The sequence below is a fragment of the Actinomadura sp. NPDC048394 genome, from assembly GCF_040651755.1.
Classification (GTDB): Bacteria; Actinomycetota; Actinomycetes; order Streptosporangiales; family Streptosporangiaceae; genus Spirillospora; species Spirillospora montaniterrae.
In genome coordinates this window covers 1-18478 of sequence record NZ_JBEZJL010000014.1, presented here as the reverse complement: position 1 = coordinate 18478, position 18478 = coordinate 1, and the positions used below count along the sequence as shown (strand labels likewise).

At 70.2% G+C, this 18478-nt stretch carries 18 protein-coding genes; 4 read left to right on the top strand and 14 right to left on the bottom strand.

The window, feature by feature from the left end; translation table 11 throughout:
- Positions 1–8: 8 nt before the first annotated feature.
- The 3 genes from AB0C78_RS11940 to AB0C78_RS11930 all read right to left on the bottom strand — a co-directional run bounded on the left by AB0C78_RS11940 (position 9) and on the right by AB0C78_RS11930 (position 2158).
- Complete coding sequence (locus tag AB0C78_RS11940) at positions 9–164, bottom strand: hypothetical protein (protein ID WP_360745605.1); 156 nt, start codon at positions 162–164, stop codon at positions 9–11.
- A 180-nt stretch (positions 165–344) separates the two neighbouring features.
- The gene (locus tag AB0C78_RS11935; protein WP_360745602.1) at positions 345–1229 is read right to left on the bottom strand and encodes a GPR1/FUN34/YaaH family transporter; all 885 of its coding nucleotides are present in this window, start codon (positions 1227–1229) and stop codon (positions 345–347) included.
- A 167-nt stretch (positions 1230–1396) separates the two neighbouring features.
- Positions 1397–2158 (bottom strand): polysaccharide deacetylase family protein, encoded by a 762-nt coding sequence (locus AB0C78_RS11930; RefSeq protein WP_360745599.1) that lies wholly within the window; start codon positions 2156–2158, stop codon positions 1397–1399.
- A 64-nt stretch (positions 2159–2222) separates the two neighbouring features.
- Between AB0C78_RS11930 and AB0C78_RS11925 the strand changes: the two genes are divergently transcribed.
- Complete coding sequence (locus tag AB0C78_RS11925) at positions 2223–3287, top strand: hypothetical protein (RefSeq protein ID WP_360745596.1); 1065 nt, start codon at positions 2223–2225, stop codon at positions 3285–3287.
- Here AB0C78_RS11925 and AB0C78_RS11920 read toward each other — a convergent pair.
- Positions 3241–4137, bottom strand: coding sequence for a DMT family transporter (locus AB0C78_RS11920; protein ID WP_360745593.1), 897 nt, complete (start codon positions 4135–4137; stop codon positions 3241–3243). The genes AB0C78_RS11925 and AB0C78_RS11920 overlap by 47 nt on opposite strands.
- A complete protein-coding gene (locus AB0C78_RS11915) occupies positions 4137–5012 on the bottom strand; it encodes a DMT family transporter (RefSeq protein WP_360745590.1) in 876 nt (291 codons plus the stop codon). The genes AB0C78_RS11920 and AB0C78_RS11915 overlap by 1 nt, the downstream gene beginning before the upstream one ends.
- Before the next feature lie 261 nt (positions 5013–5273).
- Here AB0C78_RS11915 and AB0C78_RS11910 point away from each other — a divergent pair, with 261 nt between their 5' ends.
- Entirely contained in the window at positions 5274–6626 is a 1353-nt protein-coding gene (locus AB0C78_RS11910) for a hypothetical protein (RefSeq protein WP_360745587.1), read from the top strand.
- Between the two features lie 71 nt (positions 6627–6697).
- Here the strand turns inward: AB0C78_RS11910 and sigJ are convergent, their stop codons facing one another.
- Positions 6698–7606 carry an RNA polymerase sigma factor SigJ gene (sigJ, locus tag AB0C78_RS11905; protein ID WP_360745584.1) on the bottom strand — a complete coding sequence of 303 codons (909 nt, stop codon included), beginning with the start codon at positions 7604–7606 and terminating at the stop codon, positions 6698–6700.
- Between the two features lie 179 nt (positions 7607–7785).
- Here sigJ and AB0C78_RS11900 point away from each other — a divergent pair, with 179 nt between their 5' ends.
- Together AB0C78_RS11900 and AB0C78_RS11895 are read left to right on the top strand one after the other, a co-directional pair.
- Entirely contained in the window at positions 7786–8448 is a 663-nt protein-coding gene (locus AB0C78_RS11900) for a hemerythrin domain-containing protein (RefSeq protein WP_360745581.1), read from the top strand.
- 15 nt (positions 8449–8463) lie between these two features.
- The gene (locus AB0C78_RS11895; protein WP_360745578.1) at positions 8464–9936 is read left to right on the top strand and encodes an MFS transporter; all 1473 of its coding nucleotides are present in this window, start codon (positions 8464–8466) and stop codon (positions 9934–9936) included.
- Here AB0C78_RS11895 and AB0C78_RS11890 read toward each other — a convergent pair.
- The 8 genes from AB0C78_RS11890 to AB0C78_RS11855 form a co-directional block, all read right to left on the bottom strand.
- The gene (locus AB0C78_RS11890) at positions 9929–11218 is read right to left on the bottom strand and encodes an MFS transporter (protein ID WP_360745575.1); all 1290 of its coding nucleotides are present in this window, start codon (positions 11216–11218) and stop codon (positions 9929–9931) included. The two genes, AB0C78_RS11895 and AB0C78_RS11890, sit on opposite strands and share 8 nt — an antisense overlap.
- Positions 11197–12375 carry a glycosyltransferase family 4 protein gene (locus tag AB0C78_RS11885; protein ID WP_360745572.1) on the bottom strand — a complete coding sequence of 393 codons (1179 nt, stop codon included), beginning with the start codon at positions 12373–12375 and terminating at the stop codon, positions 11197–11199. The genes AB0C78_RS11890 and AB0C78_RS11885 overlap by 22 nt, the downstream gene beginning before the upstream one ends.
- Positions 12376–12722: 347 nt before the next feature.
- Positions 12723–13277 (bottom strand): hypothetical protein, encoded by a 555-nt coding sequence (locus AB0C78_RS11880; protein ID WP_360745569.1) that lies wholly within the window; start codon positions 13275–13277, stop codon positions 12723–12725.
- Positions 13278–13306: 29 nt separating this feature from the next.
- Positions 13307–13999 carry a hypothetical protein gene (locus AB0C78_RS11875; RefSeq protein WP_360745566.1) on the bottom strand — a complete coding sequence of 231 codons (693 nt, stop codon included), beginning with the start codon at positions 13997–13999 and terminating at the stop codon, positions 13307–13309.
- Positions 13996–14322: a hypothetical protein gene (locus AB0C78_RS11870; RefSeq protein ID WP_360745564.1), complete on the bottom strand. Its 327-nt coding sequence runs from the start codon at positions 14320–14322 to the stop codon at positions 13996–13998. The genes AB0C78_RS11875 and AB0C78_RS11870 overlap by 4 nt, the downstream gene beginning before the upstream one ends.
- A 335-nt stretch (positions 14323–14657) precedes the next feature.
- Positions 14658–15248 carry a YbaB/EbfC family nucleoid-associated protein gene (locus tag AB0C78_RS11865; RefSeq protein WP_360745561.1) on the bottom strand — a complete coding sequence of 197 codons (591 nt, stop codon included), beginning with the start codon at positions 15246–15248 and terminating at the stop codon, positions 14658–14660.
- Positions 15249–15297: 49 nt separating this feature from the next.
- Positions 15298–16476, bottom strand: coding sequence for a S8 family serine peptidase (locus AB0C78_RS11860; protein WP_360745558.1), 1179 nt, complete (start codon positions 16474–16476; stop codon positions 15298–15300).
- Positions 16477–17916: 1440 nt separating this feature from the next.
- A complete protein-coding gene (locus AB0C78_RS11855; RefSeq protein ID WP_360745555.1) occupies positions 17917–18360 on the bottom strand; it encodes a hypothetical protein in 444 nt (147 codons plus the stop codon).
- Between the last annotated feature and the right edge of the window lie 118 nt (positions 18361–18478).

Here is an 18478-nt window from a genome sequence, read left to right as displayed (position 1 = left end):
CCGGGAGTTCAGATGTAGGCGTGCTGCGTGCGGACGTGCTCGCGGAGGGCGTGCAGTTCCAGCAGGGCCTCTTCGCAGTGGTCGCAGACCCACACCCCGCTGGGGACGGCGAGCTTCCGCTTGGCCGCGTCGTCCCGCGCGCAGGCCAGGTGGTAGGCCTGCACGGCCCGTCGCCACGTCCTCCGAAACGCCGATCGCATCCCGCTCCCTCCAAGCGCCGGTGGAATGACGCCCAGGATAGGCGAGCGGAAACGTAAAACTTCCGTGAGCTGGGTAAAGTCTCATTCCATGTCCGTGCCCCGGCCCCTTGCTCGGGGACGGGGCGCGGCACGGAGTGCCGGGGATCACTGACCGATCTTGACGCCCGGCTCGCCGTAGCGGTACTCCAGTTGACGCCCGGCACGGCGTAGCGGAACGTTCTGGCCTCCGCGGAACGCGAAGAGCGGCAGGATCGTCCGTCCGTAGCTGTTCTCGAGCATCAGCGCGGCCGCCGTGTACACGGCTATCGCCGCCGAGACGACGAACAGCCAGCCTCCGACGCGGATGGGCCAGGTCGAGCCCGCCCAGAATCCCGCGGCGGTGAACCCCGCTCCCGCGGCGAGCGGCCACAGGACCGCGGACATCGCCAGGTTCTTGCCCATCGCGGCCAGCGCGCCGACTCCGGTGATCACGCAGAGCGCGATGAACCAGAAGGCGAATCCCTGGTTGACCGCCCCGATCCGGGGCGCCAGCGCCAGCGGGTAGGCCCCCACGGCGACGAGCAGGAACAGCAGGCCCCAGCCGATCCAGAACGCGCCCCACATGCCGTGCATGGCGGTGGCGAGGCCGTCCCGGGCCCGGTAGGACCACATGCCGGCGAGGAACTGGGCCAGTCCCCCGAAGGTCAGCGCGAACGGGAACAGGACGAGCGGCGTGAGCGCCGTGCCGTACCAGTTCGCCTGCCAGGCGCCGACCATCATGGTCGCGCCGGCGAACCCGAACAGTCCGAGGATCGACGGCGCCGCGATCGGCGTCAGGGAGATCCGCGTACGGTCCTCCCAGAGAGCGAACTGCTCGCGCTCCATCGCCCCCTCCCGGGGTGCCGCGGACGCGGCGGGTGCGCCCCTGCCGGCGGGCATGTCGTGCGCGGGCATGTCATGCGCGGGGACGTCGTGCCCCGGGCCCGTCATCGGCGTGCCCTCGCCGGGAGCCGGCGAGTCCCTTCCCGTGGACCTTCTTCGATCCCTCATGACATCTCCTCCCCCATAGGAGAATCTCCCTCACCGTCTTGTAACCGTGAATCAGGAGGTGAAACGCACAAAACGGGCAAACGTGACGCCGGGTAATGCCGTCCACATACCTGCGGCGCCCAGGGGCAGAAGAGACCGTGTGACAGGGGTGCCGAGGGATACGGCGGTCAGGCCGGGATCCCGTGATCGCGCAGCGGGCCGACGGTGAGCCCGGCGGCGCGGCACACCCCCACCACGTTCGGCAGCGCCCCCAGCGACGACTTCCACGCACCCGGCGCGGACGTGACGTCGCTGTCGTGCAGCAGCAGCGTCGCCCCGCCGACGAGGCCGGGCGACAGTGCCGCCAGCACCGACTCGGGCGTCGCGGACGCCGTCCAGTCCCGCCCCCACGCCGACCACAGGATCGGCCGCAGCCCGTTGCGGCGCGCCGCCAGCAGGGCCTCCGCGCTCAGCGCCCCGTACGGCGGCCGGTACCAGCGGGGCCGCACCCCGCACACCGCCTCGACGGTCCGGACCGTCCGGGCGATCTCCGCCGCGACCCGCCCCGGCCGGGTGAGCAGGGCGTTGTCGTGGTTCCAGCCGTGCACGCCGAGCTCGTGGCCCTCGGCCGCGATGCGCCGCCCGACGTCCGGGTGGCGGCGCAGCATCGAGCCGAGCACGAAGAACGTCGCGCGGCAGCCGAGCCGGGCCAGCTCGTCGAGGAACAGCGGTGTGGACGCGCCGTCCGGGCCGTCGTCCAGCGTCAGCGCGACGTGGTCCGGGAAGCCGCGGCCGGCGATCCGGGGCGTCCAGCGGCGGACCGGCGCGAGCCAGGTCGCCGCGGGCAGGGCGTGCGCCGTCAGCGCCGCGCCGACTCCGGCGACGGGACCGGCCACCGCGGCGGGGACGCGGCGCGCCCGGAACCGCGGCGCCCGGAAATGTGTGTGCACATGACCATCTTGCACAGGGGGGTCCCATCTAATGGGCAAGCGACTCTTAATTCTCACAGCGGGCATGGGGGCGGGGCACGACGCGGTCGCCGGCGAGCTGGAACGGCGGGTCGCCCCGCACGGCGTCGAGGTCTCCGTGATCGACGTCCTGGACCTCGTCCCGCTGCGGCTGGGCCGCGCCCTGCGCCGCGCCTACGCGGGCGCGATCCGGTCCGCGCCGTGGCTCTACGCCGCGATCTACCGGACGTTCTTCGTGTCCCGGCGGCCCGGGCCGCTGCGCCCGCCGCCCCCGTCGCCGCTGACCGCGCTGATCGCCGCGCGGCTCCACCACCGCGTCCGCGAGCTGCCGCCGGACGCGGTCGTGTCGACCTTCCACGTCGCCGCGCAGGCCGCCGGGCGGCTGCGCCGGGCCGGGGGACTGGACGCGCCGTCCCTTGTGCTGCTCACCGACTTCGCCGTCCACCGGATGTGGCTGCATCCCGGCAACGACCGCTACCTGTGCACGGACAAGGCGGCGGCGCGGGCGGTGACGGCCGCGACGGGACGTCCCGCGAGCATGTGCGCGCCGCTCGTGCCGCCGGAGTTCCGCCGCCCGGACGCCCGGGACGGCCGGGCGCGGCTCCGCAAGGCGTCCGGGGCGGGGGCGGACGAGCGGGTCGTGCTGATCTCGGCGGGCGCGTGGGGCGTCGGGCGGGTGGTGGAGGCGGCGGGCGTGCTGTCGGCGTCCGGACGGTACCGGCCGGTCGTGCTGTGCGGCCGGAACGGGCGCCTGCGCCGCCGCATCCTCGGCGCCGGGCTCGCCCCCGCCCTCGGCTGGCGCGACGACGTCGCGCAGCTGATGGCGGGCGCGTACGCGCTGGTCGACAACGCCGCCGGGATGACGTGCCGGGAGGCGTTCGCGTGCGGGCTGCCGGTGATCTCCTACCGGCCGATCCCCGGGCACGGCCGCGACGGGGCGCGGGCCATGGCGCGCGGCGGCCTCAGCGTCTACGCGCACTCGCCCGCCGAGCTGCTGGAGGCGCTGGACCGGCTGGAGGACGGCGCGCTGCGCCGCACCCGCGCCGCCCGGGTCGACGCGCTGTTCAGCGCCGAACCCGCCGAGCGTGCCGTGTGTGCGGCGCTCGGCTGACGGTGTGCTGCTCGTGCAGCACGGGGGAGCGGGCGATCCCGATGCTGCCGACGAGGATCAGCGCGATGCCGGCGAGCTCCAGCACGACCCAGCCGCCGGTGCGGATGTGCTCGTCGAACAGGCCGATGCCGAGGCAGATGCTCGCGACCGGGTCGGTCACCGTCAGCGCGGGCTGCACCACGACGAGGGTGCCGCTGGCCAGCGCCATCTGCAGCAGGATCAGGCTGGCGACGCCCGTCGCGACCATCGCGTACAGCTCCCAGGACGCGAAGGCGGCGCCGAGCCCGGAGTCGGTGATGATCTGCGTGGCCGTCTTCATGTAGGCGGCGGTCAGCGCGAACCCCAGCGACGTCGTCACGCCCAGCAGGACGGCGCGCAGCGGCCCGCTGAAGATCCAGGCCGCCGCGATCAGGCCGGCGGCGAGGCCCGCCGTCACGCCGGTGGCGACCGCCCAGCCGACCGGCCCGGGACGTCCCGGCCCCTCCGACGGCGAGGCGGCGGTGAGCAGCGCCGCGAGCCCGGCGGTGAGCGCGCCGACCGCCGCCCACGGCACCTTGCCGAAGGCCCCGGGCACCAGCCAGCCGAGCAGCAGCATGGTGAACGGCAGCTCGGCCGCCAGCAGCGGCTGGACGAGCGCCAGCCCCGCCCGGTCCAGCGCCGCGGCCTGCAGCAGGAACGCGGCGATGAGCGCGCCGATCCCGCCGAGCCAGGCGGGCTTGCGCAGCAGGTCGACGATCAGCGACGGCCGGAACGTGTGCTCGTCGGGCGCGCCCTTGGCGACCTGCCGCTGCAGCACCGACGCGAGCGCGTTGGCGGCGGCGGCGAGGACCGCGAACAGGACCGAGAGCATCAGGCCTCCACCCCGTTCTCGCGCGCGTCCGCGCGGTCACCGGGCTTGCCCAGGTAAGGGGAGCGGCCGAGGACGACGATCCCGGCGACCATGGCCGCGAGCCCGATCGCCTCCAGCGCCAAGCTGCCCACCGACACCCGGAGCCGCTCCCCGAACACGACGATGCTCAGCGCGATGCCGGTGAGCGGCTCGGCCGCCGTCGTCGCGGGCAGCGAGATCCGCAGCGGCGCCGCGTCGAACGCGCTCTGCGAGAACAGCAGCGCGGTCGCCCCGATGAGCACCAGCGCGTAGGGCTGCCAGTCCTTGGCGGCCTGCCAGATCCCCTGGTCGAACAGCAGCAGGACGCTGCGGGTCAGCGCGTCCTGCAGCCCGTACAGCAGGCCCGCCGCGCAGGCCAGGGTGATCGCGCGGACCCGCAGGTCGCGGTGCTGGCCGGCGATCGTCAGCAGCCCGACCAGGCCGATCACCACGGCGCCGGCGATCCAGCGCGGCGACCAGGTGCTCGGCTCGCCGCCGCCGTGCGGCTCCCCGATCGTCAGGAACAGCGCGACGCCCGCCGTGAACAGCACCGCGCCCTGCCACTCCGCGCGGCCGAGCCGCTCCCGGTAGATCAGGTGCGCGGCCACCAGCGCGAAGATCAGGTTGCTCGCCAGCAGCGGCTCGACCTCGGCGATGTCGGCCATGTTCAGCGCGATCGCGAACAGCACCTGACCGATGATCATCGTGCCGATGCCGGCCAGCCAGAGCCGGCTGCGCAGCAGGTGCAGCAGCAGCCGCGGGTGCAGCATCTCCTCCAGCGGCTCCCGGTAGGCGGCATGCTGCTGGGCGACGAAGCCGAGTCCGGTGAACGCGGCCGCCACCACGGCGAAGATCATCCCGAGAAGGCTCATAGTGGTCGGGCGATCCGCGCCCGGCGCCTCCGGGCCGCGAGTGATCGCGATGACCCCCTACCCAGGCACGTCGCCCCGAATCGGCACCGGCGGGCGGCCGGTGCCGCGGCGGGGAGCGCTGCGGTCGCGGCGGGGCGGCGGGGCGGCGGGGACGGCGGGGCGGCGGGGCGGCCGGATCCGGTCGCGGCCATTCCACAAACCGACCGGACGGTATGTACTTGCGGCACGTCCGACCCGGGGAGCCCCATGCGCGTCCGTGCCCTCGCCGCCCTCACCGCCACCGCGCTCGCCGCGCTGCTGCCGGGCGGGACCGCCCGCGCCGCCGGCACCCCCGGCACCCCCGGCGACCAGCCGCTGCCGGGCTACACGATCCAGAACCCGCCCCTCGCATCCGTCCAGGTGCACGGCGCCCCGTCCACGGTCATGCAGGGCGTCCACCGGCATGCCGCCTACGACATCGAGGTGCCACCGCACTGGAACGGGCGGCTGGCCATGTACGCGCACGGCTACGCCGGGCAGGGCAAGGTGCTGACGGTCGGCCCGCCGCCGTTCGGGCTGCGCCAGCGGCTCCTCGACCAGGGCTACGCATGGGCCGCGTCGTCCTACTACGACAACGGCTACGACGTGCGGGCGGGCGTCACCGGCACCCGCGACCTCGCCGACCTGTTCGCCGCCAGGGTCGGACGGCCCCGGCAGCGGATCATCCTCGGCGTGTCCATGGGCGGGCACATCATCGGCCGCTCGATCGAGCAGTACCCCGGCTACTACGCCGGCGCGCTGCCGATGTGCGGCGTCCTCGGCGACGACGCCCTGTTCGACTACTTCCTCGACTACAACCTCGTCGCGCAGGACCTGTCCGGTGTCCGGGAGTACCCGGTGACGGCCGGCTACCCGGCCACGACCGTCCCGAAGATCGAGCAGGCGCTCGGGCTGGCCGGGCTGACCCCCGGCGGCCCCGACACCACCAACGCGCGCGGCGGGCAGTTCCGCTCGATCATGATCGAGCGGACGGGCGGCCCGCGGCCCGGCGCCGAGCAGGCGTTCGCGCTCTGGAAGGACTTCCCCTTCACCCTCGCGACCCCGCCCGCGCCCGGCGCCACGCTCGCCGAGGACCCGGGCCAGGTCGCGACCAACCTGTTCACCCGGTACGCGCCGAACACCCCGGTCGACGTCAACGGCACCGTCCAGCGGGTGCCCGTGGCGAATCCGGCCGCCCGGGTCTCGCACCGGCTGTCGCAGGTCCCGCTGATCGACGGGCGCCCGGACGTCCCCGTCCTGACCCTGCACGGGCTCGGCGACATGTTCGTGCCGTTCTCCATGGAGGAGGACTACGCGGCGGAGACCGCCCGCAGCCACCGGTCGGGGCTGCTCGTTCAGCGGGCGATCCGCACCGCGCAGCACTGCGAGTTCTCCGCCGCCGAGGCCGGCGCCGCCTGGGACGACCTGGTCCGCTGGGTCGACACGGGCCGCCGCCCGGCCGGCGACGTCACGACGAGGCCGTCCGTGGTCGCCCGCCCCGACTACGGCTGCCGGTTCAGTGACCCCGCCGCCTACGCCGCCGGGACCGGCACCCGCCGCCTGTTCCCCGCCTGCCCGTAGCGGCCCCCGCGTCCCATGGCCTGGAGCGGGGACGGTCCGCCGCCGCGGCCCCCGGCGGCGGACCGCGTCTCTCAGCGGTGGTCGTCGATGTGGGTGAGCTTGTCCGGGTTGGTGACCGCGTAGATGCCGCGGATCCGGTCGCCCTCCGGATCGAGGTCGAGGACCATCACGCCGAACGGCGCGTCGCCGTTGTCGAACAGCACCGCGGACGGGTCGCCGTTGACGGTGCGGTACCGGACGTCCAGCGGCCACCGCTCCCGCCCGGTGCCGCCGGTGATCGTGCGGGCGACCCGGTCGGCGCCGTGGATCGGGCGCAGCGCCGCCGGCCGCGCCTTGCCGCCGCCGTCGGTCCACAGCGTCACGTCCGGCGCCAGCATCTCCATCAGGTCCTGGATGTCGCCGCCGAGCGCCGCCCGCAGGAACCGCTCCGTCACCTGCCGCTGCACCTTCGGGTCCGCCTGGTAGCGGGGACGGCGCGCGTGCACGTGCTCGCGGGCCCGGTGCGCCAGCTGCCGGACGGCCGACGGGCTGCGGTCCAGGATCGCAGCGATCTCCGTGTGCGCGTACCCGAACACCTCGTGCAGCACGAACACGGCCCGCTCCAGCGGCGTCAGCGTCTCCAGCACGACCAGCAGCGCCATCGACACCGCCTCGGTCCGCTCCGCCGACTCCTCCGCGCCCGCGTCGCTGACCAGCGGCTCCGGCAGCCACGGCCCCACGTACGTCTCGCGGCGGCGGCTGATCACCGCCTGCCGCGCCAGCGCGGTGTTCACCGCGATCCGCACCAGGTACGCCCGCGGGTTCTCGATGTCCTCCGCGCCGCCTGCGCCGTGCCGGGCCGCCCACGCCAGCCACGCGTCCTGCAGGACGTCCTCGGTGTCGGCGACGCTCCCGAGCATGTTGTAGACGACCGAGAACAGCAGCTCCCGGTGATCGGCGAACACCCGCGTCGCGGTGTCCTCGGCGGTGCCTTCGGGCATGGGTCGACCTCCTGTGCGCTCACCCCCTAGAGGGACCGCGCCCCCCGAAGTGTGACATCGGTTCCCGCACTGTGATGTGGGCCTCATCTCGGCCGCCCGGTGTCACACTCGCCGCCCCGGCGTCCCTCTTTGCTCCCGAGACCGGGCCGAATCCCGGCACGACACAAGGGGGCCACCTCATGAGCCGCACCACCGAACCGGGCACGGGGACGCGATCCGTCCCGCCCGAGCGGATCGACGTCTCGTTCATGTACGCCGTCCACGACGCCTTCCAGCGCGACCTCGACCGGCTCATCGCCATGGCCGAGGCCGGGGACGTCCCCGGACCCGCGCTCCGCGCCGGCTGGGACCGCTTCAGCACGTTCCTGCACGTCCACCACACCGCCGAGGACACGCACCTGTGGCCCGTCCTGCAGGACCGGGTCGCCGACACCGCCGTCCTCGAGCAGATGGAGGACGAGCACAACGCGCTCGACGGGCTGCTGGACGGCGTAGAAGCGGCGATCAACGCGTCCGCACCCGCCGAGGTCCTCGCCGCGCGCGCGGCGGAACTCGCGCAGGGCCTCACCGCGCACTGCGACCACGAGGAGGAGCTGGCGCTGCCGCTCGTCCAGAAACTGCTGACCAAGAAGGAATGGGACGCGTTCGGCGCCGAGCAGCGCGACAAGCTCGGCATGAGCGGCGCCGCGACCTTCTTCCCCTGGCTGCTCGACGGAGCCGAGGACGAGACGCGCCGCAAGGTCCTCGGCGTCGTCCCGCCGCCCGTCCGGCTGCTGTACCGCGCCCTCTGGCGCCCCCGCTACGAACGCGCGCCCCGCTGGCAGATGCCGGCGAGCGCCTGAAACCTGGAGACCACCATGGCGACAACGGACGCCCGTCCGTCCTTCCTCGCGACCGGGCGCGGCAAGATCACCCTGACGCTGCTGTGCGCGATCGCGTTCCTGGACTTCATCGACGCCTCGATCGTCAACGTGGCGCTGCCCGCGATGCGCAAGGACCTGGACTTCTCCGTCCAGGACCTGCAGTGGGTGCCGTCCGGATACCTGCTCACCTACGGCGGCTTCATGCTGCTCGGCGGACGCCTCGCCGACCTGCTCGGCCGCCGCCGCATCGTCGTCGCCGGGACCGTCCTGTTCTCGCTGTCGTCGGTGACCGGCGGCCTCGCGCAGAGCTCGGGGATGCTGGTCGGCGCCCGGTTCGCGCAGGGCATCGGCGCGGCGCTGATGCTGCCCGGCACCCTGTCCATCCTCACCACGATGTTCAAGGAGGGCGGCGACCGCGGCAAGGCGCTCGGCGTGTGGGGCGGCGTCGCCGGCGGCGCGTCCGCCGCGGGCGTGCTGCTCGGCGGGCTGCTCACCGACGGCCCCGGCTGGCGCTGGGTGATGCTGGTGAACGTCCCGGTCTGCGTGATCGTGATCGCGGGGCTGTTCCTGCTGGTCGAGGGCGACCGGCGGAGCGCCCGCCTCGCGAACTTCGACCTGCTCGGCGCCGTCCTCGTCACCACCGGGATGCTGCTGCTCGTCTACACGATCGTCAAGGCGCCGGACGCCGGCTGGGGCGCGGCCCGGACCGTCGGCGGCCTCGCCGGCGCCGCGGTGATCCTGCTGGCGTTCCTGCTCAACGAGCAGCGCGGCCGCAACCCGCTGCTGCCCCTGTCGATCTTCCGGATCCGCGGGCTCGGCGCCGCCGACGTCGCGATGCTGGTGGCCGTCGCCGGGATCGGCTCGATGTTCTTCTTCCTCAGCCTGTACATGGAGAACGTCCTCGGCTACTCGCCGATGAAGACCGGCTCGGCCTACCTGCCGCTCTGCTTCGGCGTCGGCATCGCCGCCGGGATCTCGTCCCAGCTGCTCGCCCGGATCGGCACCCGCCCGGTGATGGTCGCCGGGCTGCTGATCGCGGGCGGCGGCGTCTACTGGCTGTCCCGCATCCCGGTGGACGGCGCGTACCTCACCGACCTGCTGCCCGGCCTAATGATCGCCTCGCTCGGGCTCGGCCTGGCGTTCGTGTCGATCACCACCGCCGCCAACGCCAACGTCGCCCCGGACAAGGCGGGCATCGCCGCCGCGCTGCTCAACGCCTCGCAGCAGCTCGGCGGCGCGCTCGGCCTCGCGATCTTCTCCGCGCTGGCCACCGCCCGCACCGACGACCTCGTCGCCGACCGCAGGCCGATGCCGGACGCGCTGACCGGCGGGTTCTCCCGCGCCCTGCTCGCCTGCAGCATCTTCCTCGCCGCCGCCGCGGTCGTCGCGCTGCGGGCCGCCAACACCCGCGGCGAGGCGGAGCAGCCGCTGCAGGACGCGCCGTCCGAGCCCGTCCCGGTCAAGTAGCGGCGGGCTCCCGCGCCTTCGGGGCGCGGATCAGGAAGGTCCCGGCCAGCACCACCAGGCCGGACAGCATCAGCACGAACTGGGCCGGGACCATGCCGAGCGGGTGCCCGCCGGCCTCCTTCAGGAGGTCGGCGGCGCCGCCCGCCAGCAGCGCCGCCAGCGCCAGCCCGAACCGCAGCACCGCGTGGAACGCGGTGAGCGCCAGGTTCCGGTCCACCCCGCCGAGGCTCTCCTGCAGGTACGTGATCCCGCCGACCAGCGCGCTCGTCGCCGCCGCGCCGAACAGCACCGCCCCGGCGAACGACCACGACTTGGACGCCAGCCCGCCCATCGACGCGATCACCACGCCCTGCGCGGCCGTCGCCACACGGACCTGCGTCAGCAGGCTCCCCGTCTTGCGGTGCAGGACCAGCAGCCCGATGATCGCCCCCACCCCGAAGCACACCACCAGTGCGCCGAACCCGATCTGCCCGGCGTTGATCACGCCCTTCACGAACACGACGCCCAGCGAGAACAGCGCGCCCAGGCCCAGCGCCACCACCGCGATCCCCGGCAGGACGCTCCGCACCACCCGCAGCTTCAGCGCGTTGAAGAAGCCGTGCTTCTCGCCCGCCTCCCGCTCGTCCCGCTCCATCGCCAGCTTCTCGCCCGGCCCCGGCCCGAGGTCCGGGATCCCGCGCACCGCCAGCCACGACGCCAGGTACGTCAGCGCGTCCAGCCAGAACACCAGGACGTACCGCCAGTGGCCGCCCCACCCGGCCTGCTCCGATATCCACAGGATCAGCCCGAACATCCCCGCGCCGAACGGGATCATCCCGTACGACGTCGCCATCGTGATGCCGTTCGCCAGCTCCAGCGTCCCGGTGTCGTGGTCGTTCTTCCCCTCCTCCCGGCCCTCCCCGATCAGGAACGGGACCGCCGCGTCCCGGGCCGGCAGGAACATCAGCCCCACGACCTCGATCATGAAGGCCCAGAAGTACACCCACCACAGCCCCGCCACCACCGGCAGCGCGACGGCCATCCCCACCCTGACCAGGTCGGATGTCAGCATCACGCTGCGCCGCCGCCACCGCGTCACGATCCGCGCGGCGACCGGCGCGCCCAGCGCGGACGGCAGCAGCCGCAGCACCAGCACCCCGCCCACCGCCGTCGTCGACCCGCTCAGCTCCAGGACGAAGTACATGAGCGCGAGCGTGCCCATCCAGTCGCCGAGCGCCGACACCGTCTGCCCGATGATCAGCCGCCGGAAGTCCGGCCGGGTCAGCCGCTCCTTGACTGCCATACGGGTTCCATCCACGGGATCCGGGGCCGGGGCGTGGTCCGATCGTGGGCCGGGCCGTCGTTGAGCAGCGCCGCGAGCCGCGCCGCTGCGGCGTCCCAGCTCCACCGCCCGCGCGCCCACTCCCGCCCGGCCACGCCCATCGCGGCCGCGCGTCCGGGCTCCGCCAGCAGCCGGTGCAGCGCGAGCGCCAGCTCGTCCGGCCCGGACGCGTCGACCAGCACGCCCGTCCGCCCGTCCACCAGAGCCTCCGGGCTGCCGCCCGACCTTCCGACCACCACGGGCACTCCCGCCGCCGACGCCTCCAGCACCGACAGCCCGAGCCCCTCGGTCTGGAGCCCGCGCCGGTCGTCCCGGCACGGCAGCGTGAACACGTCCGCGGCCGCGTAGTAGTAGGGCAGGTCCGCCGGGGTCACCGTGCCGGTCAGCGTGACCGTCCCGCCCGCCTCCCGCGCCTGCTCCGCGAGCCGCCGCCGCATCGGCCCGTCCCCGACGATCACCAGCCGCGCGTCCGGCCTTCTGCGAACCACGTCCCGCCAAGACCGCAGCAGCACATCGTGCCCTTTCCTGCGCACCAGCCGCCCCACGCTCAGCACCACCGGCCCATCACCCAGCCCGTGCCGCCGCCGCACCCGCGCCCCGTCCAGCCCAGGCCGGAACCGCCCCGTATCGACCGCGCCCGCCATCTGCACCAGCCGAGCCCGCTCACCGACCAATTCCCTCACCCCGGGAAGCGTCCCCTTACTGAGATAAGTGAGCACGTCGAACGACCGCGCCGCGTTCCGCAGCGCGGCCCGCGTCGGCGGCGCCCGAAACCACCCGAGCTCCTGCCCATGCGTCGACCCGACAATGCGCCCCACTCCCGCGGCCCGCACCAGCGGCGCGTACAGCCCGAACGGCGCCACGGCCGTGATCCACGCCGCGTCGACCCCGTACGTGGCGACGAGCCGCCGCACCCCCCGAACCAGCAGGTACCCCCGCCTTCGCACGACGGGGAAGTCCACCCCCGCATCGAAGCCCGCCGCCCCCGCCCGCGCCGGCGCGACGACCACCACCCGGTCGGCGGGCAGCCGCCGCACCAGCTCCCACGTGAACGTCTGGACCCCGCCCGGCTCCGGGGGAAAGTGCCCACTGAGCACCAGAGTCCGAGGTATCTCCATGCGATCCCAACTGCCCGCCCAGCGCCCCCCCAACCGACGTTCGGTGAACCATCCGCCGAAACGAAGCTCGTCGTTGGCTCGGTCGGCCAGGTCACGGCGAGCGCAGGCTGCCCCACCGCCGGGCGGTGCGCCGCGCAACTTTCATTGGGGAACCACTTCGGGAACGATCGAGCGTGACAGGGCTGCCTCGGCTCACAAGCCACCCTCTTCGTCGACCAACGGGTCCTCGGTCCGGCCGGAACTTGTTCTCCGTGCTCAGGCTGGAGGCAAGGGATGTTCTCTTCCGGTGATGGCCTTCACCGCCCATTTCTCTTGCGTCAGTCGAGATGGCGAGTACAGAGAAGCCATCAATGCTGCCGTGTTTTCCGCAGGTTCTTCAAAACTTCCTTGGCCAGAAGAGTTGCGTTCGCCGTCACGTCCGGGCCAATGCTCGGGCTGGATCCGTCCGATCCAGGTGTGTAGGAAACCGTGAACTCAAGGTTTGCGTCCCTCGCATAGACATCGATCGAACCGTTAGCCGGCGACGGGTGAGGAGAAACGAGATCCTCGCCTCTGACGAATGCCTCGTTTCCGATTCCGTGCAGTTCTCGGCACGTCACTCCACGGCAGGCTGAACGGCCGAACTTGAAGTCTCTTGCTGCGGAATCGGTGCCGCCGTTCTTCTTGGCATGAAAGACCTCCGCCAACCTCAACGAGGGGCCTGTTGGTGCGCTATTCCAGTCGCACACCCACTGTTTGTCGCCAGAGCGTGCACTTGGTGGTCGCGATGGCAGGGGCGATGCACCATTACCCACATATCTTTCGAGCGACGAAGCCCCGATCAGTGTGCATGCATCGACCACGTCGGGATAATTTTGGTCATGACCACGGGAAACTGTGTCGCAGCCCGTCGCGAGCAGCAACGTCAGACCTATCGTGGCTATGCCTGCTCTCATTGGGGCTTCCATGCGTGCAGATCGAGCAGCCCATCCGTCGGCTTGGGCAGCGGTCGAATGGCATTGATGTTCCTCACGGCCACGCTCAACGCGTTGGTGTAGCCCTTATTCGCTTCGATGGCGGCATTGATCAGGTTGGTGATATTATCGGCGAACTCGGAGAGCAGTGAAGTGAAATGGTTCATGACGAGGGCTAACGAGGCGCCGTCGGTCGGCCCGGCCATGGCCACCTCCAGTACCACCTTCCAGTCACTGAGCAGCCCGCCACCGAAGTCCAGCAAGCTCTGGGCGCATTTTGAAATGAACGTTATACCGTCTTTGTATGCATCTATCACGGCTGAATACATTTGGCTGGTCGCGTCCAGAGCGCCTTGGAGCGCGATTACGTTGCCGGTGATCGTCCCCTTGACATCGGTCGCGTAGGAGTTGAATCCGCCTGCAGCGCCGCCTGCCCACCTGGCTTGTACCTGGCTGTGTGCACGCGAGATTCCCTCATACGAGTCACTCATGGACCGAATGGCATTCTCCCATTCCGTCACCGCACGCTGAATGTTGCCGGGATGCCCGATCATGTTCCGTACCATGTTCAGGGCATCCAGAGCTTTGTGGTGGTTGGTTATCTTAGCGGCTTTCTGTACTGTAGCGGCATCGTGATGAGGAAAAGGAGCCGGCTGATCCAGTGTCGTCATTTCGGCATGTCCCGTAGCATGTCTCGCAGCATGTCGATGCTCTTGTGCTCCGCATGGCCGTAATTTGCGGCCACGAGCTCCAGCGCGTATGTCATCAGATCCAGATTCGCCACCCCCTGGTCTATCTGCTGCCAGGCGTGATCGACACCTGCGTTGTATTTCGAAAATACATTCGTCATTTTTCCTATGACGCCGAGGTCGTCTGGACCTATTTTGGCGTTCGCCAGTGTGTTCGTGATGCCGCGCCAACTCTGACTGGCCGTGCTCAGATACTTTGTCGCTTCACGGAGAGACTGCCTTTGCACACTGTACTCATCTGCCATGTGCAGATCTCCTTCCTTGCGGATCGGGAGGCGTCGTCGACGTGTTGCGAGAAGCACGGTCAAGTGATTCTCGTGCTGCCTGCTCTGCGGTATTGATCGCGCTGACGAGCTCTTTGGCGAAAGTTTCTGCGTCACAGCGGCGTATCTGCTGTGGATCGAGGCGTATTGCTCGAAGTCGAGCCATTATGTCCACTTCGACGACGCCCAGCCCGCCTCTTATCTCGGCCGCGAATTTCGCGCTTGAGCCTTGGTGGGCCTTGGCTGCCGCCTTTCGGGTCTCTGTTTGCAGTGAGTCGACGAGGTTTCCGAGTGCTCGGACTTTCTCTGCGATCTCGTCACTGATCGACATGGTCCTGGCCGACCTCGATCTCCAACAAAAGTGACGCTGCCCAGTCTTCGGCCGCCTTCGAGCGCGCCTGCGAGATTGCTGACATTATGCGAGTGGAAATTAATTTCGACTGCTCGTGTTTGAGCAGGTGAGGGGATACGTGCAACTGGAGTATGGAGCCGTTGCCGTCAACCGTCACCATGACCCCATTTCTATTGCTTCCGCCAGTGTACTGTCGACTCGATGCCTGCTCAAGCGTGAGAGCCAATTTGTTCTGCTGAACCTCGAGAAATTTCTGGTTCTCATCGACCTTTAGTGAGACTTCGATGAGGTCGGATGTCGTCGGCTCGGATGACAGCGCTTCTTTTGTAGACGAGGGCGCGGTCCTGTATGGCGTCATGGGTGGCACTAATAGGCGCGCTTCAGGCGCAGGAGAGCCTTTAGTGGGAGTCTCCGGCGGATGGTCTTGGCCGTCAACAACATGCTTACGATGATAGGCTGCTGCTCGCTTGCGCTCTTGAATTTCCTGGGCTGTCCGCGGAGCTTTGGGGACACTGACGTTCAGTTGATCCTTCAAACTGCTATCGTCTTTGCTCATTGAAAGTCCCCTTTGTGTTGAAAGTGGCGTCGCCGGGATGGTGTCGTTCTCAATTGGCCGATCCGCGCCGACGGAGATAAAAGATAGATATGGCGAGTGCCATTACTGTAACAAGAAAGAGAATTGTGAAGATGGTGATATTCCCGTCCACCCTGTGGTTTCCTTCTTTTTTTCCCCGCTCCTTTGAACGTGTGGTGGACGGGATCGCGGCTCTGTGCTCGGTCGCCTTTGCGGTAAACGATGCGTAGACAGGGTTAGGAGCGGTCTCCGGGACGTCAGCGGTCAGAGCCTTGTAGGGGATCAGGGCGCCGTAGCCGGTCTTGTTGTCCCAGCCCTTGGGGCCCACGTCTCTGGCGGTGGCCAGCATGCGCTGGACGATTTCGCGGCCTGACATGGTAGGGAAGTGGGATCTGAGTAAGGCCGCCACACCGGAGGTCAGGGCTGCTGCGGAACTCGTTCCGTTGACATCCGGAGTAAAAACCCCGGCCTTGCCTATGGAGCCCACCGAGACGCCGGGTGCCGCAAGCATGACGTTGGATCCGGGTGTTGATTTGTTCCAGGGGGCGAGGTGGGCGTCGACCGCGCCGACCGTGAGGACTCCGGGACAGTTCGCCGGGGAGTACGATGATTCGTAGAAAGGTGTGTTTCCGGCCCCTGCGACGATGATCGCGTCGTGTTGGATGGCATACCTGATCGCAGCGCGAAGCTCCATCGGGCATGTGGGCGCAGGGATGCCCTGCGACATGTTGATCACTTTTGCGCCGTGGTCCACCGCGTAGCGAATGGCCTTGTCGTAGCCGGTGGTCGGTACAACGACGGGAAGGATGCGGCTCTTCGGAGCGACGCCGACCATCCCACTGCCGGAGCCTTGGGCGGCGATGAGGGCGGCCATGCCCGTTCCGTGCCCGCCCAGGTTCTTATCCGAGTCGACACGGCCGTCGCCTGTCGAGGTGCCGTTGGTTGCCTCTCCTGGCAGCACCACTCCCCTGAGTTCCGGAAGCCTCGCCTCTACGCCAGAGTCGATCAGACCTACTGTGACGCCGTCCCCTTGGGTGAGCGGCCACACCTTTTGCTGCAGTTGCCAGGCATCAAACCACCACTCTTGTGAGCGCGGGCCCGGCAGGGCCTGGGCCGAAGGGGCATCGAGCAAAAGAAGAGCCAGCGCCGCCGCCGTCGCGAGAAGCAGCCTCGTGAGATGAAGCGTCCGGGGAAGAGGACCTGCTGTCATGTTCTGTGGTCCTCGTCTCCTCGGTCAGGCCTGCCGAGCACCCGCGGTGAAACTTGTGTCTCGTCCGTCCAGAGGTCGCTGCCCTCGAGCAAGGCGACGTCTCTTGTCCGTTCTCCGCTCCTGCCGGCGCCGCCCACGCCGCCGGTCATGGGGAAACCGCCGACGGTGCCGGCCTGACGTGCCTCGACAGCCGAAGCGCCAGCCTCGCCGCCAGCACGCAGCGTGCCGTTGCGAAGCACTCCATCGGGGGCCATTTGTCTTGGTCCGGTTGCTGGCCCAGAGGACGGGAGCGCCTCCGAGCCGGAAGTTCCCAGCCCCCTGAACTTGTTTCCGCCTATGACGCCGCTCGGCGAAATGCCGCCGCTCGCGCCGCCTGGGAGTGGCCGCATTGTCAGCGGACTCGGTGATTCCCCCACCTCCGGAAGGTGAGGAAGGCCGCGGCCGGGAGCTGGAGGACGTCCGCCGTTTCCGTCCGGTGGGCGTGCGGTACCGCCCCCTGGACCGGGTACGAGTGGTCCGGGAGTCAGGGGACCTCGGCCGTCGCCGCCCGGGCCGGTTATCTCAGGGAGTCCCGGCGAGCTTCCAGGGTGTAGTTGCCCTCCGCGGGGCGAGCCCGCCAGTTCCGACGGAGCACTGGCAGGAGCGTGACCCGGTGTGCTCGGTGGCTGTGTGGAGGGAGACCCGACTGTTGTAGGACCCGAGGGATGTCCCGAGGACAGTCTGGGCGAGGGCGCCGTTGCGCTACCTCCGTGGCCGCCCGCCCAAGGGCCGGTGGACGGAAGACCCGTGCCGGACCCCTGCCCGCCGAGTTCCGCGCCTCCGCCGGACCCTGTACGGCCGGGGCCGCTGCTATAGGGCGTATCGCCGAAATCGGGCCTCTGGTCGAGGGTGAGGGTGGAGGGGATTTGGTTGAAGGCTGAGGCGAGGGAGGTGTTGGTTTTCGCCAGGGCCTCTTGGGCGGCTTTCGTGTCGGCGGGGGAGGCGGCGGCTTCGCCGATGAGGCCTGGCAGAGCGCCTGCGGGGCCGGACGGTGGGGGGAGCTGCGGCGGGTTTCGGAGGGCGGCGGCGCCGCTGGACATGGCGGTGCCGAACTGGGCGCTCGCCTTGGCGAGCGTGGCGGCGTTCTCGGTGAGCTGCTTGATCTCGGACGTGCCGGCCTGCTGGGCGTCCCCGTCCCAGATCTGGTTCAGGCGCTTGGTGTGCTGGCCGAGGCGCTGTTCCAAGTCTTGCAGGGCGCTCTGCAGTTTGGTGTACGCCTGCTGGAGCCCTTCGAGGTCGGCCGGTTTGGCGTTCGCGAAGAAGGACTTGATGGTCAGGTAGTCGTACTGGGCCGGGTCACCGTGGCCGAGGGAGCCGGGCCGGATGCCACGCTCGTACGGATGGAGGGTCAAAGCCGCCGGCCTCCTGTCGGTTCAACGGTCGCTCGATACGGTGTCACGGCTACCAAGGAGCCACGTTCGTCGGCGTCGGAGTCTGAGAAGCCGCCTTTGCTCCTTCTTCTGCCTTGCCGTAGGTCTTCGCGGAGTTCTCTACCTGGCCCGCTATCGCACTGGCGACCTGCACGTACTGGTCGAGGACGTCGAGCATGTTGGTGTGGGCGGTGTTGACTTTGGACGCGAGCTGTTGCGCCACGTCCCAGTCGCCGACCTGGTGCACCTGGATTTTGAGCGCTTGGACGGCCTGTTCCACGGCCTTGATGTCGTTGCGCATCTCGTCGGTGACCTTGAGGAGCTCGCGGCGGCGGACCTCGTACTTGCCTGCGCCTCGGGACGGGGGGCTCGTGGCCGGTGGCGTGGTGGGGGAGCTGGTGGCGGGGCCGGCCGGGGGAGTGCCGTGGGGGTAGAGGAGCTGGGTGAGGTCGTCGGAGGGGTCTTTGGGAGGCATGGGCGGTCCTTGGGGGTCAGGAGCTCCACATGGCGGTGTTCTGGCGTTCGGCGCCGAGGTGGATGTCGTGGGATTCGCCGATGACCTTGCTCATGCCGGAGACGGCGGTGGCCATGCG